The sequence below is a fragment of the Erwinia sp. S38 genome, from assembly GCF_016624545.1.
Classification (GTDB): Bacteria; Pseudomonadota; Gammaproteobacteria; order Enterobacterales; family Enterobacteriaceae; genus Erwinia; species Erwinia coffeiphila.
This window is the reverse complement of sequence record NZ_JACVTS010000002.1, coordinates 279,126-294,516: the sequence shown is the minus strand read 5'-3', so window position 1 is coordinate 294,516 and position 15,391 is coordinate 279,126. Positions and strand designations below refer to the sequence as shown.

General features: G+C 52.7%; 14 protein-coding genes. 9 read left to right on the top strand and 5 right to left on the bottom strand.

What is annotated here, in order from left to right:
- Window positions 1–6: 6 nt before the first annotated feature.
- The 7 genes from IBT46_RS03530 to yjbE all read left to right on the top strand — a co-directional run bounded on the left by IBT46_RS03530 (window position 7) and on the right by yjbE (window position 8,539).
- Window positions 7–477, top strand: coding sequence for a hypothetical protein (locus IBT46_RS03530; RefSeq protein ID WP_200544055.1), 471 nt, complete (start codon window positions 7–9; stop codon window positions 475–477).
- Complete coding sequence (locus tag IBT46_RS03525; RefSeq protein ID WP_200544053.1) at window positions 477–944, top strand: hypothetical protein; 468 nt, start codon at window positions 477–479, stop codon at window positions 942–944. The genes IBT46_RS03530 and IBT46_RS03525 overlap by 1 nt, the downstream gene beginning before the upstream one ends.
- Complete coding sequence (locus tag IBT46_RS03520; protein ID WP_200544051.1) at window positions 907–1,326, top strand: NlpC/P60 family protein; 420 nt, start codon at window positions 907–909, stop codon at window positions 1,324–1,326. The genes IBT46_RS03525 and IBT46_RS03520 overlap by 38 nt, the downstream gene beginning before the upstream one ends.
- A complete protein-coding gene (locus IBT46_RS03515; RefSeq protein WP_200544049.1) occupies window positions 1,313–3,772 on the top strand; it encodes a host specificity factor TipJ family phage tail protein in 2,460 nt (819 codons plus the stop codon). Before IBT46_RS03520 ends, IBT46_RS03515 begins: the two co-directional genes overlap by 14 nt.
- A 56-nt stretch (window positions 3,773–3,828) precedes the next feature.
- Window positions 3,829–6,819, top strand: coding sequence for a hypothetical protein (locus tag IBT46_RS27185; RefSeq protein ID WP_234479924.1), 2,991 nt, complete (start codon window positions 3,829–3,831; stop codon window positions 6,817–6,819).
- Between the two features lie 15 nt (window positions 6,820–6,834).
- Window positions 6,835–7,548, top strand: a complete 714-nt coding sequence (locus IBT46_RS03505; protein ID WP_200544047.1) for a hypothetical protein — start codon at window positions 6,835–6,837, stop codon at window positions 7,546–7,548.
- A gap of 748 nt (window positions 7,549–8,296) precedes the next feature.
- Window positions 8,297–8,539, top strand: coding sequence for an exopolysaccharide production protein YjbE (yjbE, locus tag IBT46_RS03500; protein ID WP_105594275.1), 243 nt, complete (start codon window positions 8,297–8,299; stop codon window positions 8,537–8,539).
- A 566-nt stretch (window positions 8,540–9,105) separates the two neighbouring features.
- Here the strand turns inward: yjbE and IBT46_RS03495 are convergent.
- Window positions 9,106–9,204 (bottom strand): YoaK family small membrane protein, encoded by a 99-nt coding sequence (locus IBT46_RS03495; protein ID WP_146114171.1) that lies wholly within the window; start codon window positions 9,202–9,204, stop codon window positions 9,106–9,108.
- 818 nt (window positions 9,205–10,022) lie between these two features.
- On the opposite strand from IBT46_RS03495, the gene cutC reads away from it, so the two are divergent.
- A complete protein-coding gene (gene cutC, locus IBT46_RS03490) occupies window positions 10,023–10,778 on the top strand; it encodes a copper homeostasis protein CutC (RefSeq protein ID WP_200544045.1) in 756 nt (251 codons plus the stop codon).
- A 212-nt stretch (window positions 10,779–10,990) separates the two neighbouring features.
- A complete protein-coding gene (locus IBT46_RS03485) occupies window positions 10,991–11,821 on the top strand; it encodes a hypothetical protein (protein ID WP_200544043.1) in 831 nt (276 codons plus the stop codon).
- Between the two features lie 18 nt (window positions 11,822–11,839).
- Here IBT46_RS03485 and IBT46_RS03480 read toward each other — a convergent pair whose 3' ends face one another.
- The 4 genes from IBT46_RS03480 to IBT46_RS03465 all read right to left on the bottom strand — a co-directional run bounded on the left by IBT46_RS03480 (window position 11,840) and on the right by IBT46_RS03465 (window position 15,331).
- Complete coding sequence (locus IBT46_RS03480; protein WP_200544041.1) at window positions 11,840–12,937, bottom strand: glycerol dehydrogenase; 1,098 nt, start codon at window positions 12,935–12,937, stop codon at window positions 11,840–11,842.
- A 200-nt stretch (window positions 12,938–13,137) separates the two neighbouring features.
- Complete coding sequence (gene cmoB, locus IBT46_RS03475) at window positions 13,138–14,103, bottom strand: tRNA 5-methoxyuridine(34)/uridine 5-oxyacetic acid(34) synthase CmoB (RefSeq protein ID WP_200544039.1); 966 nt, start codon at window positions 14,101–14,103, stop codon at window positions 13,138–13,140.
- On the bottom strand, window positions 14,103–14,843 hold the full coding sequence (gene cmoA, locus IBT46_RS03470; protein WP_200544037.1) for a carboxy-S-adenosyl-L-methionine synthase CmoA: 741 nt from the start codon (window positions 14,841–14,843) through the stop codon (window positions 14,103–14,105). Before cmoA ends, cmoB begins: the two co-directional genes overlap by 1 nt.
- 92 nt (window positions 14,844–14,935) lie before the next feature.
- Entirely contained in the window at window positions 14,936–15,331 is a 396-nt protein-coding gene (locus IBT46_RS03465; RefSeq protein ID WP_200544035.1) for an MAPEG family protein, read from the bottom strand.
- Window positions 15,332–15,391 lie beyond the last annotated feature (60 nt).

The window sequence follows — 15,391 nt, the reverse complement described above, 5'->3', positions numbered from 1 at the left end:
GCTACCATGGCTATCCCATACCCCGACTGGCTGCCGCTGGCGCAGAAGTCCAACAAAAACCCGAAGACGGACACCGGATTTCGCACCGATCAGCCACAGGTAGGCGCGCCAATCTTCCAGAAACTCACCGACGACCTGAAAACTTCGTTTTCCCTGACGTGGATTTTCACCGAGTACCAGCACCGGGTGTTTATGCAGTGGTTGCGCCACCCGGACTACCTCGACAACGGCAACCAGTGGTTCACGATGCGTGTCGGTACCGGAACGGGCGACGCCGGGATTGAGGTGCTGGAGCTGCATTTTACTGCTTATCCTACGTGGAGCCAGAGCGGCTCGGTATACACCTGGTCCGGCGACGTTATCTGCCGGAAGTTGCCGAACGCCGACGACGACTACGGCGACCTGATGATCGAGCTGCCGCCTCCGTGGGGCAGTATTCTGGACGAGGTCATAACCGAAATAATCCCGGAGGTATAATGCCAACACTGCGCGAAATCAGAGCGCAGAGGCCCAATCGCATTCAGTTCGAAACCATCACCTTTCATCACTCAACGTTCGGGTATGTGCGCCTGGTGAATAACCAGATTTTCGCCAAGCAGCTGGGCGGCACCACGTTCGAGCCTTGCCGGTTCGAACTGACGGAAAGCCAGCAGAGCAATACCCCCGTGATCGACAGCACCCTGAAATTCAGCCGGATGGCCAGCGACTTTAAGCAGAAGCTCAAAGCGTGGCGCGGCTATTCCCGAATCACGCCGATAACCGCCACGTTTGCGCTGTACGACGCGGATCAGGTGACGCTGCTGAAATCGTGGGTGCTGTACGTGAGTGACTGCAATCTTGATGAGTCTGATGTGAATGTGTCTCTGTCGATGACTAACCCCCTCAACAAAAACGTAGGGCTTCTCTATGACCCAGCTGAATGGCCCGGATTGGTTAACGGGTAGTGACTTCGCCCGGGCGATGATCGGCGTGCCGTGGTCGAACCGGGCTTGCTCATTGCAGGCGTGCGACTGCTGGGGGCTGGTGGTGCTGTACTACCGGCACGTTGCGGGAGTGGAGATCCACCACTCGCCGGGCTACGAAGCTGCCGGCGACTTCGTGACCTGTTTCCGTGAGGAGGTCGTGTTCTGGCAGCCGGTGCCGGTGCCGCAGGAGGGCGGCATCTTCATCGGCTACGACGGCAATCAGCAGGCGCACGTCGGTTTAATCATCGATGGCAGGGCGCTGCACAGCCGCGGAGAAAATGGCGCAGTGCGCAGCGATCGCCTGTCAGCGGTCGAGAAGGTTTTCACAAAACTGGAGTACATGATTTATGCCGGTAATTGAACTGCAGCGGGTGCCCGGCGCGCCGAAGGAACGGATCGACGTTCCGACCGGTACCGTGCTGGCCGACTGGCTGCTCAGCGCCGACATTCACGCGGATGTGGTTGTCGTCGTGAATGGCCGCGAACTGGGGCTGGACGATGAGGTGGGATTTGCGCTGGTAGATAGCGATCGGGTGCAGGTGTTCGATCAGCCAAAGGGCGTGATCGGCCAGGTGCTTAATCCGGTATTCAAAGTCATCTCTAAAATCTTCTCCTTTCTCGCGCCGAAGTCGTCGTTCTTTGTCGCGGATAACAACAGCAAAGAAAGCCCGAACAACAAGCTGACCGGGCAGACCAATGTGGCCCGAACCTATCAGGCCAGGCCAGACGTTTACGGCCAGGTGCGTTCGTATCCGGACCTGATTCAGGAGTCGATATTCGAGTTTATCGACAACGTGAAATACGTCACCGAGTGGATGAATTTCGGGATCGGGCGCTACACCGTGGACAGCGTGCGCTACTCAGAATCGAACCTCGGCTCACTGGCCGGGGCCAGCTATCAGGTATTCGAACCAGGACAGGTGATACCGGTGATTTATGAAGGGTTCGAGTTCGACGACGTGGACGGGCAGGAGCTTCCCGGACCGAATGAAAGTGAAGACTTCCCGGCTTATACCGCCACCGCCACGACCGTTATTTCCGGCGAGCTGGCTGGCGGTGAGATAGCGATGAAGATCCTCAAGCAGGTCGAGTTCGATTACTTCTACAGCCTGGCATTCCCGCACGCCGTGACGTTCGTTATCAACGTGACCTACAACACGGCCAGCGGCAGTGTGACACGTGACGTAACGCTGAACGCCAATCTGTTCAACGCAACGCTGACTGATGACGGCGAGCTTGTGGATCCTGAACGGTATTACACTTTCTATTTCGACGCGCTCAGCGGCGGTGATGCGCAGGATATCCCGGCTGATGCGACGATCAACACCACCAAATTTGTACTGAACGACAATCAGCCACTGGTGAGCGGCCCGTTCTTCGCGCCGCTCGAGGGCGACCAGCTGTGGGTGCATTTTCAGGCCCAATTGGCGAATGACAACTGGGCGAACTACACCGGCACCATCTGGAAAATTGACGATGACAATAATCAGATACCCGGCACCGTTCAGACCTTCAGCGGCGGCCTGTCGAACAGCAGCGGCGGCAGCGACACGTTGTATCGCACCGACAAGATAACGCCGGCGGCAGGCTATGGCCGCTATGCGGTGCAGATTGTCCGCACGAACAACAGCAACGATACCAGCGTGCTGCAGCTGACAGAAATTCACTCTGTACGCATACGCACTAACGAGGTCCATCCGGACGATACGCTGGTACGTGTCACCATCCGCGCGACAGAGCAAGCCACCGGCGTTCGTGAGCGCAAATACAACGCGCTGATCACCCGGCACACCATCAGCTACAACATGACGACGCGCCAGGTTGATTACACGCTGCGTCCGTCACGCTCGTTCGCCGATGCGCTGGCGCATGAGTGGCTGGTGATCGGCAAAGAGGCACCCGGCACCATCGACCTGTACGGCCTCTATGAGATCGCCGCCAGCCTCCCGGATGCGCCCCTGGGATATTTCGATTACACGTTTGACGACGAGGATATATCGCTGGGCAGCAGGGCGCAGAGCATCTGTGATGCGGCTAGGGTGATAGCGTTCTGGGAAGATGGCGTGCTGTCTTTCGTGCGCGATGAGCGCGTGCTGTATCCCGCCACGACGTTCAACCGATCGAACATGACCTCCGACGAGTACAAAATCACGTACGAAATGACCATGCCCGGTGGCTATGACGGGGTGGAAATTGAGTATGTCAGCCCGGTAACGAACAAGAAGACGTATATCCGCTACCGGATCACCGCAACCGGCATCACTGAACAGGCCGCTGAGTCGCCGCTGAAGATTAAGCTGCTTGGCTGCCGTAATGAGTACCAGGCGCGCGACAGGGCGCTGCTGGAAGTGAACCGGCTCGTCTACTCCCGCGGGAAGATGACCTGCACCACTCTGGCCGACGGGCAGTATGTTTCTGTCGGTGATGTTGTGCAGGTGCCGGACACGTACGACGTCAATCAGCAGTCCGGATACATCGTGAAGCGCACCGGCAATAACTTCGATACCAGCGAGGCTATCGACTTCGCCGGCGCGATGTTTGTCACGGTTACTGACAGCCTGGGCAGGACGTCGGCGCGCTACCCGGCAACCGTCCGGGCGGATACGCGTTTCGGCTTCACCGCGGCTCTGCCGGCCATCGCACTGAATATCTGGGACGGATACGAGGTTCAGTCGCCGTCGCGCTATGTCATCGCCACTCAGGAGGAAATGGACGCCACTCTGTGGCGTGTCGATGAGAAGAAGCCAAACAGCGACGGAACGACCGCTTTCACGCTGTCCGAGTACAGCGATCTGATTTATCCCTAACAGCTTTCATCTACCAACAACCCGGCCACCGCGCCGGGTTTTTTATTGGAATAATTATGGCGACCATCCCGACTAATAACCCGGTTCCAAGCACCGCGCCGCAGGACTTAAAGTTCAATGCGGAAAAAATGGATCTGATAGTCAGCTCTCCGGAAAAAAGTTATACAGATCGCAAAGGGACATCCCGGAAGACATGGGCTGCAATTGAGAGCGGGTTTGATGAAATTGTATCATCGCTAGACAGCGCCGGAGTTATCACTGTTCCTGATGAGGCTTCCGGCCTGGCTGCGACATCTAACGGGCAATACTTCAGAAAAATAATCGGCTCAGGCGATGATATCGCTTTTGTTTATTATCGAAATATTGATGATGCTGCTGTCGAAATCACATCAGTTGTAAGCTCCGATAAAGTTGAAGCGATTTCTTCTGATGTAACCGGGCTAATTAAGAAAACTGAGTCGCTGGATGAGACTGAAGATTCTGTGTTTGATATTGCAACGAACAACGGTCTTCGGGTTTTTCGCATTCGGGAAGATCTTAAAACCGAGCTGACAGAAGTTGTTTCCCTCCAGACTGGCGACAGTGGGTTAACTTTCTCAGGTAATGCAATTGATAATAATGCTCCTCCGGGCTGGGCATTCGTAATTCATTCCACAAATGGCCTGGTTATTGCGGGCGTAAAAGATGATGGCACCGTAGTTGGTTTCGGCGGCGGAGGGAGCAGCGGCGGGCAGTCGGGTGAAATCATTCCCGGCGATACGGCGGCGACCTACGACGCTATCCGCCAGTACAGTGGTCCTGCGACGGTCAAAGACGTTGTGGGTAACCGTATTGCCGGTCGTTTTGTTGTGGATGCCAGCGACACGAGCTCGCCTGACGATAACGGCGGCTGTCTGGTTGATGTGCTGGGGCGGCGCTGGATCAGACAGGCCGATTATGTGTCGTGGGATATGTTCGGTGCGCCACGCGTGCCCGGTGCCACTTATCTGGCATTCGCTGTCAAAGCCGCTACCGGCGACCGCGCTGGCGCTGCCGCGCTCATGGCTGACCAGACACCTGCGGATGACCGGATTGCCGCCTGTTTTGATTTTGCCAAAAAGATGAATATTCCGGTCAGGCAGAATGACGGCGTCTTTTTGTGGAAAAACACCGAGTGGAATGTTTATACCTACACAAATCTGAACGGTTCGACCATTGTTACCACGGATATCTCCGGGGTTGCAGAGGATCGCTGGGGCCCCATTCCCGGACTGGATGATGATGCGCCGGAGCCGGTGCGTATGTTCATCATCCGCAGCCGGAAAGCGCGTATTCCGCTGACAGCTGCGCAGATTACTGCGCTGAACACCACCTATGCAAAGTATCTGAAAGCGGGAAGCTGCCAGCTCCCTATGCCGGACCTGTATCCGTATCGCGGCGGGCTGCTGTTCGTGCGCTCCAGTGCGGTCAAGTACTCCCGTAACGGGCTTGTCGATGTGCCGCGCCAGCAGGTGCTGTACCGTGATTTCGCCCGTATCGGCAAGAACGGCGCGCTGACGGATATGATGGTGGAGAACATCCCTGACGGGTCGGTGGCAGAGGCGTTTATCGTTCCGAAGGAAGACAGCTATCTTACTTTCGAGCCGCCGCACTTCCATGAGTCCGGCAACAGTCGGCGGTTTTACAACATCGAAATTTACCGTCCGATGACCATTATCGGGGAAATGTCGCTGCGCACAGATGCCTACGGCTCAGCACCTGCCTGGGTGAAGATTTCCGCGCACGAGGTGTTCGATGTTAAATACAAAGGCGGTCAGTGCGATGGATCATTCCAGTATGCGGGGGCTTACGTGCTGTCCTTCCGCGACTGCATTAACATGCAGGTTCGTGACTTCACGGGCATGTATGGCTGGGGTGTCAACGGTCATCACGGCACCAAGGAAATCACGTTCCGCGACTGCATGATGAACCGCATCGACTGGCATACTTTCGGGTATAACGTTCGCGGATATAATGTCACGCTGAAAGGCAATGGTATTAATGCGCACGGCGGAGGGGTCTGGAAGTTTAAAGACCTGACGCACATTATTCCGGTTAACAGTCAGAATACCCGCGGCGAAGCAAAACAAAACTATCTGGTGCAGGCACGGGAAGATTATGCCTGCGACTGTGACGGCGTATTAGAAATTGACGGGCTGCTTATTAAGTTCGACACAACGGATATTCCGTTTACTGCCTCCACCATCGGTTATGACATAGTTCGCCCGGTAGGTACGCAAACAACGAATGACCGCCACGATACCAAATGCTTTAACCGGATCTCGGTTAAGAATGTCGTGGTTGACTGCCAGAACGCCCTTAACTTTGCTGCGACGCCAGGGAACTTCAGTTTCACGGCTGTTCGTTTTGTTCGCAGTGAGCGTATCGATACCGCAACCACCGGGTATAAGACGTACCTGCCGGAGATGATCAGTGTTGAAGGCATGACAGCAATCAACGTGCCGACTGAATACAATGTTCATATGAACCTGATCCGTTTTGCCGATGATTTGTATAAAAATACGTTCGGCTCCCGCCGTAAAAAACGCCCGGACGGAACTAACGCAGAAGTTATCGGCCGCGATATTGTCAGTGTAATTAATAATCCCACCGTAGAGTTAGATACCAACAACACGGTGTGGTTGCCGGGAACTTCAGCAAACTGGACGGATGAATACAAAACATCCCCGTATTCATGGATACCCAAAATTACGCTGGATAACTGCCCTAATGCGGTTGTTGATACTCGCGGTGCAATCAGTACCGTTCACGTTACAGGTGGCTCGCTTGCCCGATACCTGAACGGTAACGCAGAAAGTCGAATGCGCATTAACGGTTCAGATATTCAGTTGATGCCGAATCTGGCCGGCAATCTTTATTTTGACAGCGCGCACGCTGTTGCCGTTGGCTGCACCTGGCTCAATCCGGCTGGTGGTGCAACTTACAACGGTAGTCTTCGTGGCGCATCTAATGAAAATCGTGGCGACACGTCTAAAGCACCGAATATCCCCTCTTCTGTATTTTTCTGATCCTGAGGTATATAAATGTCTGGCCTTCGCCTTGTCAGTAATAAATTCATCCCGCTTACATCGTGGGATCATGATTTCGTCGTTGTAAACTCACGGCTGGTGGATGATATCCCGCTGCCGTGCCTGGCTGCCTTTGATTTGTTAAACCCGCTTGATAACAGCGGGCATGGCTGGAAGGCCACAAAAGGAGGGGGTGTCATCAGGAATTACGGGCTGGATTTTACGCGCACAGGGGGTGGGGGCAGTACGGATTTCATCGCAAGCAAAGATGCTGTCTCTGTGCTGTGCGCAGTGAAGCCAAATACATACGACGCTTTCTCGACATTCCTTGACTGCAGGAACGTGACAGCGGGAAGTGGAAGCGGTTTCTGCATCGATTTTTCACCGAATGACAGAGCGGTACGTGTACAGGTTGTCTATCCGTCAGGGACCGGAGTAAGTTACCGATCGCCGACTTTTGTCGAAAACGAATGGAACATCCTGTGTATCACTCTGTCATCAGCGTCATTACGGATTGAGAATCAGCACGGCGATGTCGTTCCGAACGAGTTCACCTCCCCCATTAATATCACACGTTGGGCTATCCCGATGCTTATGGGGCAGGGGGTTTCAGGCGGAACGTGCGACGGTTCTGTCGGATTTTTCTCGGTTTATGATGGATATATGACACCAGCCCAGCGTAAGTCAGCCATCGCTGTGGGAAAGGAAATCATGGCCAGTCGTGCATAAGTCAGGAATAACACGTGATCCCTCCCCAAAAATCATAATGCTGTTCTTATATACAGTATTTTTTGACGGGAGGGCATAATGCCGCGCTACTACGAAATCCCCATCGCTTTCAGAAACAGCATCGTTCATGAGCCTGGTGGCCGGCGCGTAGTTTGCACTATTCTGATTATCAAAGCAGGTAGTACTCGAGTATCACTGGTCGCTAAAATAGAGGTGCCATTTTTGAGTAAGTTATCAATGCATCCTTCCCCTTAAAAGGGTAAACAACCTCTAAAAAGATATCTATACCGGACATTTTTGATTTGGAAGTTTGGCCAAGATTTGTGAATGAAGTAACCATGCAGAGTACTGACTATGAATTCTTAGTGTTGCTATTATTTATTTAATTATAATTCATATGGTTAGACAGCATACTTATCCTTTATTGGATTTTATTGGAAGTTATTAAGCTTAATAAGCTCAGAAGTTCTTGTTCTTTTTTTTTGTAAAGAGCGCTAATGAAAGTAGGCGAAGTTTAGATAACCAAAATTTCATAATTTAAACAATGCTAATAAAATCATAAGCTTTGCGGACGTTCAGTTTTCTAACTCGTTTCGATTCATTCAATTGCAAATCCCACGGCGATAATATTTTTCTTAACCCCCTGCTAAATGATATTGAAATATAAAATTCATATGCTAAATTATCTTTGCACTTTCCTGGATGGAATGTTTGGTCTTTAAGTATTGAGTAATTGAGAGGCAGATTCATGAAGGCAAAAATTGCAGTATTTTTGGTACTGTCTTCACTTGCTGCTGGTGTGCAAGCTGCACCGGTAGAAGGTGGGGCAGCTGGTGAGGGTGCTTTCGGACTCTCACAAGGTGCTACTGATGCGATCGGTGTTGGTGCGGTAGCTGCGCTGGCTGGTATTGCTATTGGCGCTGCTGGTAGCGGTGGTAATGGTTCTAATACCGGTACTTCCACAACTACCACCACATCAACTTCTCGTTGATATTCTTGGCCTGAGCCGTGTTGTACAGGCCATTTTCCTGGGTCGCGAATTAACTTAAGATGTTTTTTGCATAAGTTGTCGTGAACCTGGGCTTATGCATATTATTTTTAATAAACTCCTTGATAGCATTCTGTTCCCCTTTGAATTCTCCCCCCTGCGTTCTTTGATTCACTCTCTACTGAGCCTACTAATTTCCATAAAAAAAAGCCCGCATAAGTACGGGCAGTAAAAGGCTAATAAAGCCCGCATAAGTACGGGCAGTAAAAGGCTAATAAAGCAAAGGAGTTAGAGGAGAGTGACGCATGGCGTCAAATTAAAGAATAGTATAAATCAATAAATGTGTAATAATCTGGCAAGAAAAAATTAAATCGATAACATCAATTATTTCAATCAATTTTTTTACAAAAAAGCCCGCGTTACTCGGGCATAAATTTGAACAATAAAAAAATAAGGGGTCCATATCAGCTAAAAGCTGAGATGGCATCATACATCCACATCAGCCTGATGGCACAGTGGATTTATAAAAATATTTAATGAAATTCAATTTAGTCTTTGGCTGTCTTTCACTAAGCACCAGGCATCCAGGCTCCGCTGGCTATAAACCAAATAAGAAGAATTATCCCGGCAATCCCACAAGCAGCAGGAAATAAGTATCCAATTTTCATAGCTATCTCTTTTTCGATTTACCCTTGTAAAAAACTCTATCAAATCTTGCATAAATTCCTATGCAACAGATACTTAACAAAGTCACACCTATCGCGTAAAGCCAGTCATAAAGATCCATTTTTTCACCAACTATGCTTATGAATTGAACATCCCTGTTGTGAATGCTCCAGTTTTATCAGCCCTGATGCTGATTTGTTTGCTTTACTTAACTACATGAAAAAACTGATGTTTGTTATTTGTTTGTAAGCGTAGCTAAGTACCAGAAATAACTGGTATTAATGTTTTACAATTTACCAAACCCCTGTGTCAACTATGGAAAACGTGCCGAGCATGATCCGACAATCTCTTAAGGTGGTTGATGCGCCCATGATGGCCGGCTTGAGCCAGCAAATGGCACATACTTGCAGTTAGTTTCAAAACTATATGACCTGCGAGCAGGTATGCATGAACAACTTCAGTCCTTGGTGTCAAAGTTCAATACAAAGCATGGCCCCAAGGTTCAGCACTTTGAGCACCTACACAAGGCAGCAGAAAATTTAGAGGTTGTGAGCTTTTTCGTTCAACGATGTGACTACCTTCGAGTTTCATAAGCATTAACTAACATGAAGTGTGAGTTGGGCCGAGGTGTGACAAATTTGTGCCAGAGGGCTGACACAAAACGTCATAAAATAGCTGAAGGAGTGGCGCGTACATTTCGCAGGCTGGCTATTGTAGCGGGTTGACGGGTTGTTACGGTGTGCTCATTTTTATCACTAATCAGACTAGAGATCTGTCTGTGAATAAACAACCAGCCAGCAGTAATTAACAGGAGAATGGAATGCAAAAACTGGAAGTATGCTGCTATGGGGTGGATTGCGCACGGGTGGCGGAGCAAGCCGGTGCCGATCGAATTGAGCTTTGCGCCTCACCTGCTGAAGGCGGATTAACGCCGTCTGCGGGAACACTGATGGCCGCCAGAGAGCACGTGTCCATACCGGTTCATCCGATCGTCCGTCCGCGGAGTGGGGATTTTTGTTACAGTGTCACCGAATTTGAGCAAATTAAGTCGGATATCGCTTTTGTTCGTGAGCTGGGATTCCCCGGCGTAGTGGTTGGCCTTTTAGACCTGGATGGCCATATCGATCTTCCGCGCATGTTGCAAATAATGCCTTTGTGCGCCGGCATGGAGGTGACCTTCCACCGCGCATTCGATCTCTGCCACAGCCCGCTGATGGCGCTGGAACAGCTAACGGATTTGGGTGTGGCGAGGATACTGACTTCTGGTCAGCAGCAGAGTGCCGAAAGCGGATTGCCGTTATTAAGGGAACTAACTCGTATTACTCGCGGTCCAAAAATTATGGCAGGTGCGGGAGTGCGCTTAAGCAATCTCCAGAAGTTTATTGATGCGGGTATTACGGAATTACACAGCTCCGCCAGCCAGCGAATTTCATCTCCAATGCGCTACCGTAAGGCCGGAGTCTCCATGTGTTCCGAGGCTGAAAACGATGAGTTTAGCCGTAGCGTGGTTGACGGGGACGTGGTGGAAGCGATGAAAAGCGTTATTACTCTGGGTTCACCAATACGAGTCGCCTGATGACAAAAGATTTTGCCGCGCAGCACGCCGAACCCTGACGTGATGTTTGCAAGTACCAGACCCCAGCATGATTTGTTGGGGTTTTTTTTGCCGTTTAAGCATCATGGCAATGCCGACATAAGGCGGTTGCTTATACACTTATCCCTATGGATTTTCAGACTGTTGCGAGAGTCGTGATGAGAACGAGGAAGACGAGCTGTGTCCTGGTCTTAATGTCAGGTTTACTGGTTATTCAAACGGCCGCTGCGGCGACAAACAAAGCGAAAGTTCAGCCTCCCCGCTGCGCGGTTAATCAGCAGCAGATCAACGATAACAATAATCTGCTGCTGCTGGGCGGTACTGCAAAAGGGCCGATGAAGCAGTTTATTGTTGGTGAGTTCGGTAAAGATGTCGATCAGCAAAAGCGCATGCTGGGAAAGTTTGATCGCTGCGGCGTGCTGACTCAGGCCGATATCAGCTATGACAAGCAGGACGCCAATACCCGACTCAAGCTCGACATGAAAATTGAACGGGTCAGCGTTGGCTGGCAGGCGCGCTACGAAATTACCGTTTTCGCACTGCGTGATGATGCCGAAGCGGTACTGCACCATAAACAGGGCACCACGCTCTATTTTGCCGGGCGTAACGGCAGTATTACCAGCGCATCCGAGCAGTTTGTTATGCAGGGGGAGGAGGGCTTCACGGAGACCGTGAACGATTACGACCGCCGCAATCGGCTGATCCGCAGCGTTGCCCGTGGCTCAGACAACACCAGCAACGGCGAATATTTCTATCGCTGGAATGATAAAAACCAGCTGCTGTCCTCAGGATCGGAGCGCAGCACGATTCAGTGGAATTATGATAAGCAGGGCCGTGAGCTGGGGGTCAATATCCGCGAATATAACCCGTTCAGCGCCACGACAACGCAGGACGAATGCCAGCTGTGGGACGAGCGTGGAAACTGCACGTTGAGCTATTCACGGGAGATGGAAGTGTCGGCGGTGGGTATGTTCCGGCGCAATATCGCCGCCGCCAGCCGTTATGAATACTGGGACCAGCCGTAGGGCCGGTCCCGGGCGGGATTATTTCACCGACTGGCTGAACGTATCAACGGCCAGGATGGCGTTGGCGATATCTTCGGCGCTGAGGTTCGGGTTAAGATTTTTCAGCGTATCGCCGTCGCTGTTGGCCAGCTCACCGATTTTTAACAGGCTTTCCCAGCTGGCATTTTCCAGATGCAGCTCTTTTAGCGTGGTCGGCATTTTAATGGCGCGATAGAAGCGCACGTAGCGCGCAATCTCTTCATCAGGGCGCTGTTCCAGCACCATCTGGGTCAGCGTGCCGTAGGCGACTTTCTCACCGTGCGTCAGATGGTGAATATCACCGTCAACGGCGGTGAAGCCGTTGTGGATGGCATGCGCCCCCGCCAGACCCGCATTTTCAAAGCCCAGACCGGACAGCAGGGTGTTGGCTTCTACCACCGCTTCCACTGCAGGCGTCACCAGCTGTTTCGCTACCGCTTCATAGGCGCTCAGGCCGTAGGTCAGCAGCGTTTTCTCACAGGCTTCCGCAATCGCCAGGCCGGCAATGGTCGGATCGCCGTTCACCATGGATTTGCTGTGCGAGCGCTTGACCGCCTGTGCTTCAACCCAGGTGGCCAGACCATCCGCAATACCGGATGCGAACAGGCGCACCGGCGCACGTGCACAGACCTGGGTATCTATCAGCACCAGATCCGGGTTTTTACTGTAAAAACGGTAGCTTTCGAATACGCCACTGTCGGAGTAGATGACCGACAGCGCGCTGCACGGCGCGTCTGTAGAGGCGACGGTGGGCACAATGGCGACGGGCTGTTTCAACTCATCAGCGACGGCTTTCACGGTATCGAGGGTTTTACCGCCGCCAAGACCGACGACCACGGCGGTGCCGCTGCTTTTAGCCAGTTTGGCGAGGCGGGTGATTTCGTTGCTGGAGGCTTCGCCGTTGAACTCTTCATAGTGAAACTCCACATGGCTGGCGGTCAGGGATTCCCGAACCTGCTTGCCAATCAGCCCCCAGACAATCTTATCGGCGACGATAAACGCGCTGCTGCCGAGGTCGGCAAGATTCTCACCCAGCTGGGTAATCATGCCTGCGCCCTGGATATATTTACGCGGGGAAGAAAAAACAAATTTACTCATACCAGATACTCCGTTCAGGTGAATGAAATTGTTTCTGTCCACTACCGTAACGTTTTGGCAATCGTAATGTTATTGAAAAATGTGCTTTCCGATAAAGTTATCATTCGCATTGAGCCAGATCAGAGTCAATGCGGGAAGGGATTGCCGAAAACGATGCTGCGTGCTGAGACAGGCCCGAGGGCCTGTCTGCTAACCGCAAATCAGGGCTTAGTCGCCACCAGCACCGCGCGCAGCGGAGCCGGATAGCCTTCAACGGTTTTGGTGGGATCGTTCGGGTCGAGGAACTCGGCCAGCGATTCGCTGGTCATCCAGCTGGTGCGGCGCTGTTCGTCGGTACTGGTTACCGAATAATCGGCAATGCGCACGTCAGTAAAACCGCACTTTTCCAGCCAGTTTTTCAACGCGCCGGTGGTCGGAATGAAGTAGACGTTACGCATCTGAGCATAGCGTTCACCGGGAACCAGAACCTGCTGGTCATCGCCTTCAATCACCAGCGTTTCCAGCACCAGCTCGCCGCCGCTGACCAGCTGGTTTTTCAGCTGATAGAGATGATCGAGTGGAGATCGGCGATGGTACAGCACGCCCATTGAAAACACGGTATCAAACGCCTTCAGCTCGGGGAGCTGTTCGATACCGAGCGGCAACAGGTGCGCGCGCTGATCGCCACCCAGCAGCTTGCGCACCGCCTCGAACTGGCAGAGGAACAGCTGCATCGGGTCGATGCCGACCACCAGATGTGCGCCGGCACCAATCATGCGCCACATGTGGTAGCCGCTGCCGCAGCCGACGTCCAGCACCGTGCGGCCGGCCAGTGGGGAAATATGCGGCAATACGCGCTCCCACTTCCAGTCCGAACGCCATTCGGTATCAATATTCACGCCGTACAGCGAGTACGGGCCTTTGCGCCACGGCATCAGATTGCGCAGCAGCTTTTCAATTCCACCGCGCTGGCGCTCGGTCAGCTGACTGCTGTCGGCGCTGACGCTGTGCAACAGATCCAGCGTTTCCGGCGTCAGCGAAGGCAGATACTCAACCGAGCGATCCCAGTTTTTAAAGTGGCCGTGCAGCGACTCGCGTTGCCAGGCGGCGATCTGCGCGGGCAGGGTTTCCAGCCACGGTGCCAGCGGGCCTTTGGCGATAAGCTGATAAAAATTTCCGAAATCCATCAGGCATCACCCGCCTTCAGTGCGACCAGCGAGCCAAAGTTAAAGCACTGGAACCAGACTTCGGCGTGCTGGAAACCGGCCTGACGCAGGCGCGCTTTATGGGTTTCCACGCTGTCGGTCAGCATGACGTTTTCCAGCATGCTGCGCTTCTGGCTGATTTCCAGTTCGCTGTAGCCGTTGGCGCGTTTGAAGTCGTGATGCATGTTGAACAGCAGTTCGCCGACGTCGGCATCTTCAAAGCTGAACTTCTCCGACAGCACCAGCGCACCGCCGGGCTTCAGCCCCTGATAAATGGTGTTTAACAGCTGCTGGCGCTCTTCCGGTGCCAGGAACTGCAGGGTGAAATTCAGCACCACCAGCGAGGCATTTTCTAGCGGGATCTGGCGGATATCGGCTTCAATCACCTCAACCGGCGTATCGGCGCGGAAAGCATCGATATGGCGGCGGCAACGCTCAACCATCGCCGGGGAGTTGTCGACGGCAATAATTTTGCAGCCGGGAACCTGAATATTACGCCGTACTGACAGCGTGGCAGCGCCCAGCGAGCAGCCCAGATCGTAGACGTGGGAGTCGGGCTGAACAAATCGCTCGGCCAACATGCCAATCATCGAAATAATGTTGGAGTAGCCGGGAACGGAACGCTGAATCATGTCTGGAAAGACTTCAGCAACGCGTTCGTCAAAGGTCCAGTCGCCGAGTTTGGCAACGGGCGCTGAGAACAGCGTATCGCGGTTAGTCATAGTGGTAAGTCCGGAGGAAGCTAACGGAAAGCGCATATTCTGGCAGAAAGCGATGCGGGCTGCATCTTTTCTGCCAGCGGCGTGTTAAATCGTTAATGCAGAGTCAGTACCAGATCCCACGGCAGGAAGATCAGATTGACGATAATCATCACCAGCAGAGTCAGTAAGGTCAGGATCATGCCATTGCGGCGCCACAGCATCGTACGGCTGCGTAGTCCCCAGGCATGCAGCAGGCGGCCAAAGAAGAAAAACAGCCCCAGCAGATGGATCAGCCAGATATCAGCGCCGTTCATCTCCATCACGACCAGCAGCAGCACCGCCAGCGGAATGTACTCCACGGCGTTACCGTGAATGCGAATAGCCAGCTGTAAATCCGAGACTCCGCCGTCGCCAATCGAAATGCGGTACTGCCTGCGCAATCGCACCACATCCAGTGAAAATTTAATAATCAACAACGCGCCAAAAACGACGTAGAGAGCGCTGACCATGACTCACTCCATGATGTAAGAATTATCTTGCGGCTATCATAGCGGGCAATCTTAAGACTG

Coding starts and splice junctions, on each gene's coding strand:
- IBT46_RS03530 (WP_200544055.1), top strand. CDS start 7: ATGGCTATCCCATACCCCGACTGGCTGCCGCTGGCGCAGAAGTCCAAC.
- IBT46_RS03525 (WP_200544053.1), top strand. CDS start 477: ATGCCAACACTGCGCGAAATCAGAGCGCAGAGGCCCAATCGCATTCAG.
- IBT46_RS03520 (WP_200544051.1), top strand. CDS start 907: ATGACCCAGCTGAATGGCCCGGATTGGTTAACGGGTAGTGACTTCGCC.
- IBT46_RS03515 (WP_200544049.1), top strand. CDS start 1,313: ATGCCGGTAATTGAACTGCAGCGGGTGCCCGGCGCGCCGAAGGAACGG.
- IBT46_RS27185 (WP_234479924.1), top strand. CDS start 3,829: ATGGCGACCATCCCGACTAATAACCCGGTTCCAAGCACCGCGCCGCAG.
- IBT46_RS03505 (WP_200544047.1), top strand. CDS start 6,835: ATGTCTGGCCTTCGCCTTGTCAGTAATAAATTCATCCCGCTTACATCG.
- yjbE (WP_105594275.1), top strand. CDS start 8,297: ATGAAGGCAAAAATTGCAGTATTTTTGGTACTGTCTTCACTTGCTGCT.
- IBT46_RS03495 (WP_146114171.1), bottom strand. CDS start 9,204: ATGAAAATTGGATACTTATTTCCTGCTGCTTGTGGGATTGCCGGGATA.
- cutC (WP_200544045.1), top strand. CDS start 10,023: ATGCAAAAACTGGAAGTATGCTGCTATGGGGTGGATTGCGCACGGGTG.
- IBT46_RS03485 (WP_200544043.1), top strand. CDS start 10,991: ATGTCAGGTTTACTGGTTATTCAAACGGCCGCTGCGGCGACAAACAAA.
- IBT46_RS03480 (WP_200544041.1), bottom strand. CDS start 12,937: ATGAGTAAATTTGTTTTTTCTTCCCCGCGTAAATATATCCAGGGCGCA.
- cmoB (WP_200544039.1), bottom strand. CDS start 14,103: ATGGATTTCGGAAATTTTTATCAGCTTATCGCCAAAGGCCCGCTGGCA.
- cmoA (WP_200544037.1), bottom strand. CDS start 14,843: ATGACTAACCGCGATACGCTGTTCTCAGCGCCCGTTGCCAAACTCGGC.
- IBT46_RS03465 (WP_200544035.1), bottom strand. CDS start 15,331: ATGGTCAGCGCTCTCTACGTCGTTTTTGGCGCGTTGTTGATTATTAAA.